15 protein-coding genes are annotated in these 16,961 nt (G+C 49.0%); 2 read left to right on the forward strand and 13 right to left on the reverse strand.

What is annotated here, in order from left to right:
• Positions 1–242 precede the first annotated feature (242 nt).
• The 10 genes from ACQ4MZ_RS26695 to ilvD all read right to left on the reverse strand — a co-directional run bounded on the left by ACQ4MZ_RS26695 (position 243) and on the right by ilvD (position 9,702).
• On the reverse strand, positions 243–449 hold the full coding sequence (locus ACQ4MZ_RS26695) for a hypothetical protein (protein WP_430850338.1): 207 nt from the start codon (positions 447–449) through the stop codon (positions 243–245).
• A 59-nt stretch (positions 450–508) separates the two neighbouring features.
• A complete protein-coding gene (locus ACQ4MZ_RS26700; protein WP_430850340.1) occupies positions 509–1,357 on the reverse strand; it encodes an AraC family transcriptional regulator in 849 nt (282 codons plus the stop codon).
• A gap of 10 nt (positions 1,358–1,367) precedes the next feature.
• Complete coding sequence (locus ACQ4MZ_RS26705) at positions 1,368–2,534, reverse strand: hypothetical protein (RefSeq protein WP_430850342.1); 1,167 nt, start codon at positions 2,532–2,534, stop codon at positions 1,368–1,370.
• A gap of 7 nt (positions 2,535–2,541) precedes the next feature.
• Positions 2,542–3,798, reverse strand: coding sequence for a threonine ammonia-lyase IlvA (gene ilvA, locus ACQ4MZ_RS26710; RefSeq protein WP_430850344.1), 1,257 nt, complete (start codon positions 3,796–3,798; stop codon positions 2,542–2,544).
• 89 nt (positions 3,799–3,887) lie between these two features.
• Complete coding sequence (gene ilvC, locus ACQ4MZ_RS26715; RefSeq protein ID WP_430850346.1) at positions 3,888–4,934, reverse strand: ketol-acid reductoisomerase; 1,047 nt, start codon at positions 4,932–4,934, stop codon at positions 3,888–3,890.
• A gap of 64 nt (positions 4,935–4,998) precedes the next feature.
• Positions 4,999–5,532, reverse strand: coding sequence for an acetolactate synthase small subunit (gene ilvN, locus ACQ4MZ_RS26720; RefSeq protein WP_430850348.1), 534 nt, complete (start codon positions 5,530–5,532; stop codon positions 4,999–5,001).
• Between the two features lie 19 nt (positions 5,533–5,551).
• Positions 5,552–7,312, reverse strand: coding sequence for a biosynthetic-type acetolactate synthase large subunit (gene ilvB / locus ACQ4MZ_RS26725; protein ID WP_430850350.1), 1,761 nt, complete (start codon positions 7,310–7,312; stop codon positions 5,552–5,554).
• Positions 7,313–7,326: 14 nt separating this feature from the next.
• Complete coding sequence (locus tag ACQ4MZ_RS26730; RefSeq protein WP_223405924.1) at positions 7,327–7,791, reverse strand: nucleotidyltransferase; 465 nt, start codon at positions 7,789–7,791, stop codon at positions 7,327–7,329.
• The gene (locus ACQ4MZ_RS26735) at positions 7,791–8,003 is read right to left on the reverse strand and encodes a hypothetical protein (protein ID WP_430850353.1); all 213 of its coding nucleotides are present in this window, start codon (positions 8,001–8,003) and stop codon (positions 7,791–7,793) included. Before ACQ4MZ_RS26735 ends, ACQ4MZ_RS26730 begins: the two co-directional genes overlap by 1 nt.
• A gap of 13 nt (positions 8,004–8,016) precedes the next feature.
• Complete coding sequence (gene ilvD, locus ACQ4MZ_RS26740) at positions 8,017–9,702, reverse strand: dihydroxy-acid dehydratase (RefSeq protein WP_430850355.1); 1,686 nt, start codon at positions 9,700–9,702, stop codon at positions 8,017–8,019.
• A gap of 327 nt (positions 9,703–10,029) precedes the next feature.
• Here ilvD and murQ point away from each other — a divergent pair, with 327 nt between their 5' ends.
• On the forward strand, positions 10,030–10,833 hold the full coding sequence (gene murQ / locus ACQ4MZ_RS26745; RefSeq protein ID WP_430850357.1) for an N-acetylmuramic acid 6-phosphate etherase: 804 nt from the start codon (positions 10,030–10,032) through the stop codon (positions 10,831–10,833).
• A gap of 2 nt (positions 10,834–10,835) precedes the next feature.
• Here murQ and ACQ4MZ_RS26750 read toward each other — a convergent pair whose 3' ends face one another.
• The 3 genes from ACQ4MZ_RS26750 to ACQ4MZ_RS26760 all read right to left on the reverse strand — a co-directional run bounded on the left by ACQ4MZ_RS26750 (position 10,836) and on the right by ACQ4MZ_RS26760 (position 13,865).
• Entirely contained in the window at positions 10,836–11,846 is a 1,011-nt protein-coding gene (locus ACQ4MZ_RS26750) for a zinc-binding dehydrogenase (RefSeq protein ID WP_430850359.1), read from the reverse strand.
• 97 nt (positions 11,847–11,943) lie between these two features.
• Positions 11,944–12,732, reverse strand: a complete 789-nt coding sequence (locus tag ACQ4MZ_RS26755) for an NIPSNAP family protein (RefSeq protein WP_430850361.1) — start codon at positions 12,730–12,732, stop codon at positions 11,944–11,946.
• Between the two features lie 101 nt (positions 12,733–12,833).
• On the reverse strand, positions 12,834–13,865 hold the full coding sequence (locus ACQ4MZ_RS26760; protein ID WP_430850363.1) for a PorP/SprF family type IX secretion system membrane protein: 1,032 nt from the start codon (positions 13,863–13,865) through the stop codon (positions 12,834–12,836).
• Positions 13,866–14,202: 337 nt separating this feature from the next.
• On the opposite strand from ACQ4MZ_RS26760, the gene ACQ4MZ_RS26765 reads away from it, so the two are divergent.
• On the forward strand, positions 14,203–16,959 hold the full coding sequence (locus ACQ4MZ_RS26765) for a PKD domain-containing protein (protein WP_430850365.1): 2,757 nt from the start codon (positions 14,203–14,205) through the stop codon (positions 16,957–16,959).
• Positions 16,960–16,961: the final 2 nt, after the last annotated feature.

Below are 16,961 nucleotides of genomic sequence, written 5' to 3' on the forward strand. Positions count from 1 at the left end.
AACAATACGTGTATCTGGCTGCCTGCGACTTCGTAGAAAACAGAACAGTTCTTATGAATCCATCCCTTGCGGATGTTCGGATTTTCGCGGGTGCCCTTGAAGATGAAAGGAGTGCTACTTATCGTGTCTAAGATATGAATACCCTGCGGTGAAATTGGCTAGCTATGTTTTTACCAAACCTGGATTCAATTTGGTCATAAATGGCGTCGAATGTTTCGACCGCCGTAGGAGCCAGGATCACCTCATAATTCACTATCCCGTTTTCTGCTTTTAAATTCGTCCAAAGTCATGTAACGACCAGCCTTTATCTCCTCTCTACCAGCCTGAATGCCTTTCAGCACATGTTCCGGCAGCGCTTCATCCCTTTCAAATTCCACTTCCATTGCTTCCAGAAAAGCAATTACAGCCTCTTCCTGATCTTTGGTTGGATAAACATGAATCGCCTCCATTGTCCATTCAAGTATTAGTGTAAACAAATATAATGATTTGCCTGCATAAGCACAGCCCGTCACCCCTGCCGCTTCGGCGTAGTCCCGTACTTCTCTTTGTATGTCTTGATAAAATGCGAAACGCTCTCATACCCAATTTCCGTACTGATCTCCGAAACGTTCTTCGTACTATTCCTCAACAGAAAATCCGCATAATCCAGCCGCTTGTTTTTCAGCCACAGGGCAGGTGAAGTGTTAAATTCATCCTGAAAATCTCGCTTGAATGCCGAAAGGCTCCGGCCGGAAAGCCGCGCCAGCTCATTCAATGTCAGAGGCTTCAAGTAGTAGCTGTTCATCAAAAACGAAAGATCGACCTTTTCACCTTTATAGAGACTGTACAAAATACCCCGCAACTGGTTTGAGTGATCCAGCTCCATCAAATGCAGCAGCAATTCCTGGAATTTCAGCCGAAGGAAGTGATTCTTCAACTCCGTTCGCGAGCGGAAATAGGGGAATACCGATTGGATGAACTTCTCGAAATTGTCATCCGACTTTAAAAGCAAAATCGGATATTCGACGGCTTCGGCGTTTTTTTGAGCATCAAAAAGCTCCGGGTGCAAGCCTACGAATTCCTTCAGTAACTTTTCGTCAAAAAAGAACACCAAGCTTTTATATGCCTCGTGAATGGATTCCGACATCAAGTAAAAGCCCCGCTGAATGAACAAAATATCCCCTTTTTCGACATGCACTTCCTGCGTCGGACTGGTAAATTTCTTTTCACCTTCCAGCACCACAATCACCGCGTGCTCCTCGAAAAACACGTCGTATTTCGAAGGATATACTTCATTCCGGTAAGCCACGAAAGTCATGTCCTGAATTTTCAGGGACTCGAATTCCTGGGAGCTGATGTCGGATGGTACGCGTAACATTATCGAGCGGCTATTTCCGGCTTTTGAAGAATTTGTTCAAATTCAAATAGTAGTTCAAACTGATGCGCGGGCGATTAAAAAACGTGACCTCGTCTGATACCAATGTCGATAAATTCGCAAAATGTGAGACTTCGAGGCTTAGCTGCCTTCGGAACGAAATACCAATATGAGGCCCCAAAATGAAAGTTCGCCAGCTATCCATGGGAAAGCTGTATTCGATACCTATATTAGGCCTGAAATCACCGGAACCGATGTAAGTCCCCGCACCAACCTCCAGGGTGTTTAAACTGATTTTCTCGTCCGGAATGTAGTTGTACACCTTGCTCACAGAAACGCCTGGCATTGTCGCAAATAGAATTTTGAAATACCGGTTGTGAAATCTTCTTGGCAGGTTTATGCGCAATCCCACTCCGAATGTTGGCGTCGTACCCAGGTTGACATCTGTTTCCTCCCATGCTTCGATACCGCCCATCGCATATGCGTCTATCTCCATTTCCGATTCAGCAGCGGCGCCTTTGCTTTGCTTTTCCGAAGTATTCACTCCGTTATACCGGTCGACATAACGCCCCAATTCCCTTGCAGAATAACCCCGAACAGGACCATTATCGGCACCATCGGCGAGCAATACCGGTAGTTGGCGTACATACTCGTCATATTGAATGAGGTATTTCTTTCCGCCGGAGAGTCTGTAAAATGGATAATTGTATAGTTCCTTCAACTTTCCACCCTTTTTCAGAAAGAAATGCGATTGTTCAGCCAGGTCCAGGTATTCCAGCAAAGTTGCTTTCGGGCCTGAGGTTATCTGTCTTAAATAAACGGTTACCGAGTCCTTCGCTTCGAGAGAGGGAGCCTGTTCGTAGGTTTTGCTCAGATCGATATTCAGTATTCCGATTCTTTTGCTCACATAGCGCTCATTAAGCGGCGCAATGTAAAACTGTGCCGCCGCGTCCGGACCTACTTTTTCCACTATGCCCCCCTTCTCTCTGGCAAAATCAACGGTCATCGGACTGGTGCCCCAGCCGTCGTAACGGATAAATCCCCTGGTCGTGTCACCTTCGGGCGAAACGATGTAACTTTCCAACATTTTCCCCTGACCAAAGCCGCGGGAAACGGCCATCACGGCAACCAATACGCCAATAAATAAGCAATACGGTTTTCTTCGTAAAACTGAGCTCATATAATATTTAAACCATAAACTGAAACAAATCCGGCTGATCATTCAGATACTCATAAACCACCCGGTTCGCATCCATTCGCTCGATCAGCGGCGCAAAATCTTCGCGGCTTTTCAATTCGATGCCTACCAATGCAGGCCCCTGCTCGCGGTTGGTTTTCTTCACATATTCAAAACGTGCAATGTCGTCATTAGGCCCGAGCACATTTAAAAACTCACGGAATGCACCTGAACGTTGCGGAAAGCGGATAATAAAGTAATGCTTCAAGCCTTCATAAAGCAACGACCGCTCCTTGATTTCCTCGGTGCGGGTAATATCGTTGTTGCCACCACTGATGAGCACTACGACGTTTTTACCCTTAATATCTTCTTTAATTAAATCCAATGCAGCTACCGTCAATGCGCCGGCGGGTTCGGCGACGATCGCTTCCTCATTATAAAGCTGTAAGATCGAAGAGCATACCTTTCCTTCCGGAACGAGCAGGATTTGATTCAGGCTCTTACTGCAAATATCAAATGTAATGTCGCCTGCACGTTTTACTGCTGCACCATCTACAAACTTGTCAATGTTATCCAGCGTCACGACATGCCCTTCCTGAATGGATTTGTACATCGTTGGCGAGCCTTCCGGTTCCACGCCAATGAGTTGTGTTTTGGGAGAAAGCTGTTTAAAAACAGTTGAAATGCCGGATGCCAGGCCGCCTCCGCCAATGGCCATCAACAGGTAGTCGATTTTGAAATCAGCATCTTTGAAAATTTCCAAACCAACGGTACCCTGACCTTCGATTACCTGTAAATCATCAAATGGGTGCACAAAAACGGCATTGGTACTGTCGCGATAGGCCATTGAGGCGTGGTAGGCGTCGTCGTAAGTATCGCCTACCAAGTGGATTTCGATCCACTCCTGTCCGAAAAGCCGCACTTGTTTTACTTTCTGCGCGGGTGTGGTGGTAGGCATAAAAATGGCACCTTTCACCTGCATTTTCCGGCACGCATATGCTACGCCTTGGGCGTGGTTACCCGCGCTCGCACACACGACTCCTCCTGCGAGGGCTTCGGGTGCGAGGCTCGCCATTTTGTTATATGCTCCCCGAATCTTGTACGAGCGGACAGTTTGAAGATCTTCTCTTTTGAGATAAATATTAGCTCCATACTGCTCCGAAAGGTGTGCATTAAAAAATATCGGTGTGTGATTGATCACCCCGCGCAGGCGTTCGGCGGCGAGGAATATGTTATCGAGAGTCGGAACGGAATGTGAAGTGCTCATAGGATTCTGAAACAAAAGAGCTTTGCAAAAAGCAAAGCTCCATTTTTCTATCTGTTACCCCGGACTTAAGTCCGGGGCAAAGGATTAACTTAGTTTCTTTCCGGACGCAATCCGCGTACAGTAGAACCAGCTTGCCACATTTCTGATTCGCGCAGCTCAGCCAATTCTTCTTCCAGTTTCACGCGGTAGTCAGGTTGTGAGTTACGGGTGATGGAAATTTTAGCTTGCTCGCCGCTTTTTACAGAGTTGTACAATTGCTCGAAAACAGGCTTGGTAGCGTCACGGAAAGGTTTCCACCAATCCAAAGCACCGCGCTGGGCAGTAGTAGAGCAGTTAGCGTACATCCAGTCCATACCGTTTTCAGCCACCAATGGCATCAACGATTGAGTCAATTCTTCGACTGTTTCGTTGAATGCTTCTGACGGCGTGTGACCGTTCGAACGCAACACTTCGTATTGTGCAGCGAAAATACCCTGGATAGCCCCCATCAAAGTACCACGCTCACCGGTAAGGTCAGAAGTAACTTCACGGTAGAAATCAGTTTCGAACAGGTAACCTGAACCTACACCGATACCCATTGCGATACATTTTTCACGCGCTTTGCCAGTAGCATCCTGGAATACCGCGAAAGAAGAGTTCAAGCCTTTTCCTTCTACGAACAGGCGGCGAAGTGAAGTTCCCGATCCTTTTGGAGCAACCAGGTATACATCCACGTCAGCAGGAGGAACGATGCCAGTCTGATCTTTATAAGTTACACCGAAACCGTGTGAGAAATACAGTGATTTGCCGGCAGTAAGGTGTTTTTTAACAGTTGGCCAAAGTTCGATCTGAGCAGCGTCAGAAAGCAAGTAGCAAATGATGGTTCCTTTTGCAAGCGCCTCTTCGATGTCGAAAAGGGTTTCGCCTGGTACCCATCCGTCAGCAACAGCTTTGTCCCAAGACTTACCACCTTTACGCTGACCAACGATTACATTGAAACCGTTGTCACGCATGTTCAAGCTTTGGCCTGGGCCTTGTACGCCGTAACCAATTACAGCGATGGTTTCGTTAGAAAGTACTTCGCGTGCTTTTTCAAGAGGAAATTCTTCACGGGTTACTACTTCTTCTTCGACCCCGCCGAAATTTAATTTTGCCATTGATTATTGATTGGATTATTGATTTACTACGAATTTAAAAGCAATACTACTAAAAACTGGCCGACTATTGGTAATACTCCCACTCAGCTTCGGGCAGATAATCTACCAGTGTCTGAGGCGATTTGCTCACCGCCACGCGTCCCGAGCGAACGAATTCGAGGATTTCGTGGGGTTTGATATAATCGAAAAATTCAAAGATCTCTTCTTCGGTGCCCGTCTTCTGAATGATCACATAAGTGAGGTGCCAGTATACGACCCACGCTTTGTAAACCTTATTAATCGTCTCGATATCGAGCGGTTTAGCACCGATGGGTGTCGAAACCTTGAACAATGCGATCTCGTTGTAGGCGATGTCTTCATTGAGATACCCGAAAACCGCGAGTACTTCGATGATCTTGCGGATCTGGCGGACCAGCTTCTCCACCGCGTCGCGCGACTCGCTACGAATGACGATCGTAAAGCGGGAAATACCCTTACGCTCGGTCTCCGAAACGGTTAAGCTCTCGATATTGATCCGTCGCCGGGTGAATATCGTCGTGATCTTGTTGAGAATACCGATCGAATTCTCAGTAAAAACACAAATGGTGTATGATGTCATAATTTCTTCCTCGTTTATATTATTCCAAACGGATATCGGCTACGCAAGCACCCGTTGGCACCATCGGGAACACGTTTTCTTCTTTCTCTACCAATACTTCCAAAAGATAAGGCTTGTCGGAAGCCAGCATGGTGTCGAGCGACGCATGCAGATCCTCGCGTTTCGCACAGGTATGGCCGTCAATACCGAAACCTTTGGCAATCGTGATGAAATCGGGGTTTTGCAGCTCCACGAACGAGTAGCGTTTCTGGTGGAAAAGCTGTTGCCACTGGCGTACCATTCCGAGGAAGTTGTTGTTCAGAATGATGATTTTCACCGGCAAACCGCTCTGTGCAATCGTACCCAATTCTTGAATCGTCATCTGGAAGCAACCGTCGCCGATAATCGCAACCACTTCGCGGTCCGGCGCGCCCACTTTCGCTCCGAATGACGCAGGCAATGCATAACCCATCGTTCCCAAACCGCCCGAAGTAATGTACGAGCTAGGTTTTTTGAACTGATAGTAGCGTGCAGCCATCATCTGGTGCTGGCCTACGTCGGCCACGATCACCGCTTCGCCTTTGGTTTTATCCGAGAGGGTGCGGATCACTTCCGCCATTTTGATTTTCTCCGTAGTAGGAGCCAATTCCGGCTGTGTGATCTTCTGATCTTCGATCGCGTCGTATTTCTTGAATTCAGCTTTCCAGGCTTCGTGATTGTTTTCATTGACTAATGGAAGCAGTTGTTCCAGTGCAATTTTCGCGTCGCCCACTACCGGTGCGTCCGCTTTCACGATTTTGTCGATTTCCGCCGGGTCGATTTCAATGTGAACGACCTTCGCTTGCTTCGCATAGCGGTTCAAATCGCCGGTTACCCGGTCGTCGAAACGCATTCCGACCGCAATAATGAGATCGCATTGGTTGGTCAGGACGTTGGTACCGTAGTTTCCGTGCATTCCCAGCCAGCCCATATAGTTAGGGTGGTCCACCGACATGGAGGAAAGCCCCAGCAATGTCGAAGCGGCTGGAATATCTGTTTTTTCAATAAAACGGATCAATTCCTGCTCCGCACCGGCAATCTGCACGCCGTGACCTACGAACAGGAACGGGCGTTTTGCCTGGTTGATCAGCTTCGCAGCAGCCGCCAGCTGCTCTTCTTTCGGTGCGAGGCGCGGGTGGTAGCTCAGCAATGTCTCTACCTTTTTGTGTACGAAAGGCTTCGTCATCAGTTTCTGCTGCGCATCCTTGGTAATATCGATCAAAACCGGCCCCGGACGACCTGATTTTGCTATATAAAATGCCTTGGCAATGATCTCAGGGATTTCATCCGCATTGGTAACCTGGTAGTTCCATTTGGTAATGGGGATGGTGATACCCATCACGTCGGTCTCCTGGAATGCGTCGGTACCGAGCAAATGCGATGCCACCTGACCGATAATACACACCATCGGCGTAGAGTCGATAATCGCGTCCGCGATACCGGTTACCAGGTTGGTAGCACCCGGCCCCGAAGTAACAAGACAGACCCCTACCTCACCCGTAATGCGCGCAAAGCCTTCCGCCGCGTGTGCAGCCCCCTGCTCGTGACGCACGAGAATGTGGTCGATCTGATCCTGATAGTCATAGATCGCATCATACACCGGCATAATCGCGCCGCCCGGATAGCCGAAAATGGTTTTCACCCCTTCCGCAATCAGCGACTGGATCACCGCATGCGAGCCATTGATCAGCTCCGGCCTGGCCACCGAAACCACCGGTTCCGAGCCCTGAATTGTTGCAGTTTGATTTTCATTAAATCCCATGACCTCTATTTTATTTAGTCGGATGAATTTTCAAGATTCTCAATGTCATTTATATCTCTCGGCCTTCCTGCCGCCTTCTTTGCCGTGATCAGATCTTTGTAATGTATCAATCTGATTTTTAAACCCTCTACTGCATGATCAGCGGCATTCTTGTACGCTTCTTCGAATTCCAGCCCTTTCAACTTCGTGATTAAATCGATCGAAACGGGCACCCGGCCAAATGTAAATACATCAAATTGCGGGTTATGCAGGAAGTTCGTCTCTGTCATATCAAATAGCGGCATTCCAAACTGTTCGAATGCATTCGCAATCCTCCGATAGTTTTCACTCGTTTTCCTAACCCATATATCCATGTCGCCGGTTGTTCGGGAATAGCCATGCAGGATTACCGAGTAGCCGCCGACCAGAATATATTCCACTTCACATTCATTGAATGACTTCAAGAAATCCTGAAAATCATCATTGAAAATATTTCCCATTACATCGGGTGTTTTCGCATTGAAAAAACACTTCTGTCCATTCGGGGTGGGTTTTGCAAATCAAACTGAAATGCAATGCTGTTCAGGTAATGCGCTGCTTCCAACCTTTCTTTCAAAGTTTTCGGCTGATTTTTCGCGTAGTACTTCTCAGTCTCCGAATGCGTCCCGGCATGGAAGGCCGTTCTATCCAATTTGAATTTCCCTTCCGACATAATGTTTAGTTTTTTACGCCTCGTCAGTCACGCAACCTTCGCTGGCCGACTTCACGGTTCTGATATATCTTCCCAGCATCCCTTTTGTAAATTTCGGCGCGGGTTGTACCCAGGCTGCTTTGCGGGTCGCCATTTCTTCGTCGGAAATGTGCAGGGTCAGTACGCGGGTGTTGGCATCGATAGAAATACGATCACCGTCTTTCACCAATGCGATGGGTCCGCCTTCGAATGCTTCCGGGGTGATGTGGCCTACTACGAAACCGTGCGTACCACCTGAGAAACGGCCGTCAGTGATCAATGCGATCTTATCGCCCAGACCTGCTCCCATCACGGCAGAGGTAGGTTTCAGCATTTCCGACATCCCCGGTCCGCCTTTCGGACCCGCATTGCGGATTACCACCACATGGCCTGGCAGGATTTCACCTTTTGCCAGCATTTCGATGATCTCCGTTTCATGCTCGCACACTTTTGCCGTTCCGTCGAATGTCAAACCTTCCTTACCAGTGATTTTCGCTACCGCGCCGGTTGGAGCCAGGTTACCATAAAGTACCTGAATATGGCCTGTCTGCTTGATTGGCGTTTCAATCGGGAACACCATTTTCTGTGTTTCAAAATTCAAGTCAGGAGCTTCTGCGAGGTTTTCGGCAACAGTTTTACCGGTTACGGTGATGCAATCGCCGTGGATTAGACCTTTGGAATACAAATACTTGGTCACCGCAGGTACACCGCCGATTTCCAGGATATCCTCCATGAAGTACTTACCGCTAGGTTTCAAATCCGCGATGAATGGCGTGCGGTCCGAAATCGCCTGAATGTCATCCAACGTCAATGGAATGCCGGCTGCGCGGGCGATTGCCAGGTAATGCAATGCTGCGTTGGTAGACCCACCCAGCGCCATTACCACTGTCAATGCATTTTCAAGCGATTTTTTGGTAATAATATCTTTCGGAGTAATGTTCAGTTCGAGCAATTTCTTCATGGCCGCACCGATCTTCTTGCATTCTTCCTGCTTGCCCTCGTGCGTAGCCGGGTAAGAGCTGCTGAATGGCAAGCTCAATCCCATTGCCTCGATCGACGACGCCATAGTATTGGCAGTGTACATACCACCGCAAGCACCCTGGCCAGGGATCGAATTCTGAATTACTCCTTTATAATCTTCGTCAGAAATATTGTTGGCGAACTTCTTACCCAGCGCTTCGAATGCCGAAACGATGTCGAGTTTCTGTCCTTTATAATGTCCCGAACGGATCGTTCCACCGTACACCATAATAGCAGGACGGTCGAGGCGCGCCATCGCCATAATAGCGCCAGGCATGTTTTTATCACAACCCACCACCGCGATCACGCCATCGTACCACTGCGCAGCCACTACGGTTTCGATCGAATCCGCGATAATGTCGCGGCTTGGGAGCGAGTAACGCATCCCGTCGTTTCCGTTGGTCATACCATCCGACACGCCGATCGTGTTGAAAATCAGGCCCACCATGTCGTTCGCATTCACGCCCTGTTTCACGTACACCGAAAGGCCGTTCAGGTGCATGTTGCAAGGGTTACCTTCGTAACCTGTGCTGGCAATCCCGATCTGGGGTTTAACAAAGTCTTCTTCTTTCAAACCAATTCCATAAAGCATTGCCTGGGCGGCCGGATTGGTTACTTCCTGGGTAAGGGTCTTCGAAAATCTGTTTAATTCTGTCGCCATTGGTGAATGATTGTATTTAAAATAAAAACACCCCACTCGGTTAGGTGAGTGAGGTGCCAGTTATGTGCTATCATCCCACTCACGCTATTGCGTGACGATAATTAGGACCGGGACGATAAGAGTCAGTTTCATTTTAGCGGAACATTTAAGTCTAGCGAAATTTCGCTGTTTTTTACTTGGTGTTACAAATTAGAAGCCATTCTTTTTATTTTCCAAACATTCAAACCTTTTTTTGTTATTAATCTATGATAAATACCAAATTTCCTCCCGGTGCAACATCCTTATCGGAAAAGATTTAATTTTGAATTCCAAAAAACACGAACCACAATGCTGACTACCGAATCGTCTTCGAACTATAATGATCTCGAAAAAATGAGTGTCCACGACATTCTGACCTCCATTAACCGCGAGGATCAGACCGTGCCGCATGCAGTTCAGAAATCCATTCCGCAGATCGAAGCGTTGGTAGAGCAGATCGTTCCGAGAATGCAAAAGGGCGGCCGCCTCTTCTACATCGGCGCCGGAACGAGCGGACGATTGGGCGTTGTAGACGCATCGGAATGCCCACCGACATTCGGCGTGCCGTTTGATCTGGTCGTTGGGATCATCGCCGGCGGCGATACTGCCATTCGCAAGGCGGTAGAGAATGCGGAAGACGACTGGAATCAGGCGTGGAAAGACCTTGCGGCTTACGAACCCAATGCAACTGATACATTAATTGGAATAGCGGCCTCAGGCCGGACCCCTTACGTAATCGGCGGTTTGAACGAGGCGCGCAATGCGGGCTTGCTCACGGGCTGTGTAGTTTGCAACGACGGCTCCGCCGTAGCCAAAGCCTGTGAATATCCGGTAGAAATAGTGGTAGGCCCCGAATTTTTGACCGGAAGCACCAGAATGAAATCCGGCACCGCTCAAAAACTGGCCCTGAACATGATCTCAACGTCGGTCATGATCCGGCTTGGTAAAGTGAAAGGAAACAAGATGGTCGATATGCAGCTCACCAATGAAAAACTGGTCAACAGAGCGTTGCGTATGATCATTGATGAGCTGAATATCTCGCCCGACGAGGCGCAATCGCTGCTCGACGAGCACGGGAGCGTCCGCGCGGCCATCGAGTCGGTGCGGAAATAAGGTTATACCGAAAGTACGATCTTGCCGAACTGCTGCCCGGAGTCCATATAGCGGAGTGCTTGCTCGGCTTCTTCCAGCGGGAACACCTTGTCGATAATCGGCACTATCCGTTTTTCGCTTACGAACTGCACCATATCGGCAAACTCCTGTTCGGTACCCATCGTGCTGCCGAAAATATTAAGTTGCTTGAAAAACACTTTCGCAGGCACGATGTCGGTAATATTGCCGGTTCCTCCGCCATAGAAGCAAATGCGGGCACCAGGAGCAGCAATATCGATCAACTTTGCAAAGCCAGGACCGCCCGCGCTATCGATAATGACATTGAAATAACCCGTCTTGGGTCCGCGTGCCTTCACGAGCAAGTCCCGGAACCAGGTCGGGTTTTTATAATTAATTCCGCCTTTCGCGCCCATTTCGATCGCTTTCTGTATTTTCTGGTCGGAACCTGAGGTTACCCACACCTCCGCACCTGCCGCAATGGCGATCTGGATCGCGAAAAGTGCCACGCCTCCACCCGCACCCGTTACGAGCACGCGATCGCCTTCTTTGAACCGGCAACGCGTCATCAGCGAGCGCCAGGCGGTCAACCCGCCCAACGGTAACGCAGCCGCTTCTTCAAATGACAAATGCGCCGGCTTTTCGGCCAGGTATTTCGCCTCCGTTCTGACATATTCCGCAAATGTGCCATTATCGGGCAGACCGAGTATTTTATGATCCTCGCTGTAAAAATCAGGGTTGTCGCCCCAATTTTGCGAGGGGTTGATGATCACCTCTTTCCCGATCCAGCTTTTGGCGACCCCGTCGCCTACTTCCGTTACGATGCCTGCGCCGTCTGAGCCGGGGATTATAGGGGTTGTAATGCGTGGATAAAGTCCTTTTTGTATCCAGACATCGCGGTGGTTGAGCGACGCGGCTTTCACCTCAATAAGCGCCTCTCCCGGACCGGGATTCGGCTTGTGCGTTTCTTCAATCACCAGCGGCTCATGAAGATTTTTTAAAATAGCGGCTTTCATAATGTTGGGTTTTTAAACAAAAAATGATGAACCGGCCTGCCCGAAACGGTACCTGGCCTTGTTCATCATTTCAAAATGATCGGAACCGTTTCGGGTGCTATATATCCGAATATTCGGTGGGATACAAGAAGAAGCTGGTGTTTTTTGAAACGTTGTTCTGGTACTCCGGATTTGTTTTCAGCTTGTTCCATTCAGCGTCTTCACTGAATGATTTCCAATGCGCGTCACGCGATGCCTTGTTCTCGAAAGTGGTCATGTACATGAGGTTCGGCATGTGGCTTCCCACAATCACCTCGCCATAGAATACCGCATTAAAACCAAGGCGTTTGAACAACGGAACTTCCCCCCCGGCATTGAACATCTTCACCTTGTTCTGGTAAATTTTCTCGGTATGCCCTTCGTAGCTACGCAACTCGTACACCCTTTCGCTTTTTGGCCCGGTTAAGTTAGGCTTCATATGCACGGGAGCGTCTGTGAAGGCTTGAAGCACAATCGACTCGAAGCGGGCGTACGGTGGATTTTTATAATTTGCTTCGATGTAGTCCTTTCCTGCCGACACAAAGGCGGCGTCTTTATCCAAAGTTTTAGGCAAAGTCAGCAGCTGATCAAGGGATTTAATAGGTGTAAGCACATAAATCAGCTTCCCGGCCATAGTATCGGTTGCGACAGGCTTGAAAACACCCACATTTTTGATACCTGCACGGTGAGCAGCGGGAACATATGCGTCTTTCAGGAAAGCTTCCACACGCGTTTCCTGATCGGCATTTTTGAGGTGATAGATTTTGATTTCGTAAAATTCCCGCTTGGGAGGCGCGGCTACGGTGCTCAATGCAACCACGAGCAGCAAAAGGGTGAAAAGGAAATTAAGGTTTCGGTAATTGGACATAGTCGTCAAAATGGCATTTAAAAGTGAATTAACCACTAAAAAAGACTTTTGCCGTCTAAGTTTACCCTATCTCAATTCCCACTAATTTTTTTCGAAGTACATCAGAATTTCGGACAGGAAAGCTGCCGTTTCCGGGTTTTCGGGCGCTTCGGTTTCGATTCCAATGGCGCAAAAACGTAGGAGAGCGAAATCTCATGCGCGCCGCCGCTGCCCGCGCCTAATGTAGAAATGGTCAGGTCGTAGCTATAACCGATCGAGAATTTGTCCTGCCGGTAACCGGCCAGGAATATCAGCGATTCGTGGTTATTGATATTCTGTTCGTATTTTTTGAAAGGAATACCACGGTACCAGGCGCCAATCACCAGCGGCTCAATGGTCACGTACATACCGGCATCGAACTGGTCGTATTTACCCTGCTTTTTATACATAATGGCAGGAGAGATAGTCTTTTCCTTATCGATTTCATCGCCCAGGAATGTGTAACCCGCGAATGGAATGCGTAACCCCGCCTGCAAACTGGCTTTTACGGGTAACCGTGCTTCGGTAAGTTCTGAAAACGCCTGATTGGGACGGTTCAGGTGATGTGCCGAAATCCCGGCCCAATACCAGTCGGAATAAAGCATTGCTCCCGCACCAAAGTCGGCGTAGAATACATTAGGGCCACCTTTTGCGAACGGATCTTCAGAAGGCTGGCCGGTTAAGCCGCCATTATTATATTGATCACCAAATGTCAAACCGAAGTAATCGAGCGTCCTGGAAGCAAAGCCGCCCTGGATCCCAAGACGCAGTGAAGTCAGTTCATTGAACTGGATTTGATAGGAATATTGCAGCGCCGCCTCGGTCGATTTAAGGTTGCCCAGCCCCTGGCTGTCCATGGTTACCAGCACGCCCAGCCCGCTGTTGAAATTGGGCAGGAATACGTCGGCCCCTATAGAAGTAGTCACGAAGTTGGCCGATAATGAAGGCCATTGGTTACGGTAATTGATGGTTGCACGCGGCGCCAGCGCCCCTCCTGCCAACGCAGGATTTAAGTACAACGGGTTTGCGTAGAACTGCGAAAATTGCGGATCCTGGCTCCAACCTTTCAGGCAAAGCAGTGTCAGTAGGAAGAGAGGAAGTAAACGCTTGATCATAGATTTATTGGCTTGCCGTTTGCCGAAAAACGGACACGTTCCGGGCTCAAAAAAATTACCTGATTAATTTCACAAATTATCCTCAAATTGCGTATTAATATTCAAATTAGAGTGGTTTTTACGACATTACCGCACAAAATTTTAACATTTTATTTTCGTTAGTAATGTCGGGTAACTTGAATATTCTTTGAGAAGGTAGGGGTGTTTGAACAACTAACGAAACATGGGGCGATTTTATAATAGATACCACCAATTTTTTTATGTCCTCTGCCTGCTCATGCTCCTCGTCGGCGCAAATGCCTTGGCGCAGACGCCCTTCTTGGTAAAAGGACAGTGTATGCAGAACCCGGATTGCGAGGCAGATTCGACATCCTTCAGGGACACGGTAAGCACCGCGAGAGCCTGGCGATGGAGCTTCGGCGACGGTGCCACAGACACCCGCCGCAATCCTCAGCATTCCTATGCGGCTCCTGGTACGTACACCGTTACGCTTGTTCGTACCTTGCAAAACGGTACTCAGGAAACAGTTCCTCAAACAGTTAAAATCGGCGAGCTTCCCCCTGAGTTCCAGCAATGGAGGATAGATACAACCATTTGTAAGGGTGATACTATCACGCTCGACCCCTATCCTAATGGTGCGCCGGAAGGAGCTACGTACCTATGGTATCCAAAAGGGCAAACTACCCAAACTCTGCGCGTCGACAGTTCCGGTTGCTATTCCGTTGAAGTATTTCTACCCAATGGTTGCAGCATTCAGAACAGAATCAATGTCAAGATTTGTATGGAGCCGCAGGCTCAGGAAGGCTCCAAGTGGTATTTCGGGGGCAATGCAGGCCTCGATTTTTCCAATACTCCCCCATCTCCGCTAACCGATGGCAAGCTGAGCACTCCCGAGGGAACTTCGTCGATTGCCAATTCGAAAGGACAACTCCTCTTTTATTCCGATGGTATTAAAATATGGAATAAGAACGGGGATGAAATGACGTGTACTTTCGGGGCCTGCGCGCCCATGAAGGGAAGCCCCAATTCGACGCAATCGGTGCTCATTGTGCCCCAGCCGACTTGCAGAGGGTGCGAGTACCTTTATAATGTGTTCACAACTTCTGACATCAATGGCGAGAAGTTACTAACGGTGAGCGTCGTAGATATGCGCCGCAACAATGGCCTGGGTCAGATCATTGAACAAAATACAACTCTTCAAACACCTACTACCGAGCGCATTGCCGCCGTCCGCAACGACCGCGACAGCACCTACTGGGTCGTTTCGCACGATTACGGCACCAACAAGTTCCGCATTTTCCATGCTACCACGGGTGGGCTCGTAGAAGTGGCGGCTCCCGAACTGGGTATGGCACACGACAGTACCAACAAGGCCGAGGGTTATATGAAGTTTTCTTCACCCGACAGTACTACCGGTTATCGCCAGCTAGCCGTGGTAATTCCTGGTCCTGCAAGAAACTATGTAGAGCTATACAGTTTTGACGACTCAACGGGCACATTAACCTACAAAAAAACCATGGACCTCGGCCCCGCTCCGCCCATTGCATATGGTATCGAATTCTCGCCGACGGGAGAAAAAATGTACGTTTCTTTTCAGGGTGAAAACGGTACAAAATCCTATCTGAAACAATACGACCTTACGTTGCCCGATAGCCTCGTTATAGAAACGGCCATTACCATCGACAGTTCTGCCACGCAGAAATTCGGTGCATTGCAGTTCGGGCCGGACGGACGGATTTATATGGCTATTCAGGGAAGTGAATACCTGGCAACGATCGGCGAACCGGAAGGAAATTCGTTGACCGGTGTCGATTATGAGCGCGATGGAGCGAATTTGGGAGGTAAAAAAAGCCAGTTGGGATTGCCTAATATGGTTCAGGACTTCACGCAGGAATCACAAGGCCCGGGATTTGAAGCCGACGGCTTTTGTACCAATGAACCCACGCAGTTCCAGGCCAGCCCGATGTGTGACCCGATCGAGGATACTTATTCCTGGGATTTCCTTGGGAACGGCCAGTTTACAACCCCTTCCAAAACGCAAACGGCCACATACACATACACCAAACCGGGTACCTATATGGTGGCCCTGCGCGCCACAAACAAATGTACCGACACTACGATCGTGCAGGAGGTTACCATCTACGAAACGCCTTCAAATATCGATCTTGGCCCCCCTAAAGACACTTGTGGCGCCTATGTACCCTTGGATATGAAGGTAAACGCGGAAGTTTACAGATGGCTCTACCGCGGCCGGGTCGTTGGTCGCAGCCGTACTTATAACGCCACTTCAACCGGCCGGTACATCGCCATCGCATTCAACGGCCCGCAAGGCGATTGCTACGCAGCCGATACAATCGAGATTACGTTGCGTAAACCGCCTGCCTTTTCCATCGGCCCGGACACGACCTTGTGCCGTGATAGCTCTGTTGTGCTTCGGGTAGAAAGCGACCGGTGGATTGAATACAAATGGAGCACAGGTGAAACAACCCGCGAAGTGACGATCGGCCAGCCTGGGCAGTATATTGTAACAGTAAAAGACAGAAACGACTGCTACAATTCCGACACAGTACAGATTGGCGAGCGTCCTTCTCCTATTCTGGGATTGGCCCCCGAGAACTACATCTGTATTCCGGACGGCCAGTCCGTCATACTGGATGCCAACGGACGGGAGCCATATGAATATCTCTGGCAGCCTTCGGGAGCGACTACTCAAACAATCACAGTTAACCAGGAAGGGAAATACACCGTGCGAGCAACCAATAAAGAAGGTTGCTCCGTCGAGCAAACCACAGAAGTCATAGACAAATGCGAGCCGCGGCTCTTCATACCGGATGCTTTCACACCCGACGGTGAAGGCCACAATGAGATCCTGCAAGTGTTCGGAGCTTACTATACCAATTTTTCAATGCGTATTTACAACCGCTGGGGCGAAGTTATTTTCGCTACTACCGATATAGAAGCACGTTGGGACGGGACTTATAAAGGTCTGAAAGTGCAGCCGGGAAGTTACCCTTACATCATTTCCTACGAAGCGCTCTATTACCCCGAACGTAACCCGATCACGAAACGTGGATCGGTAATGGTGATCCGCTAGCC

It is taken from the genome of Dyadobacter sp. BHUBP1, assembly GCF_050587785.1.
In the GTDB taxonomy this organism is placed as follows: domain Bacteria; phylum Bacteroidota; class Bacteroidia; order Cytophagales; family Spirosomataceae; genus Dyadobacter.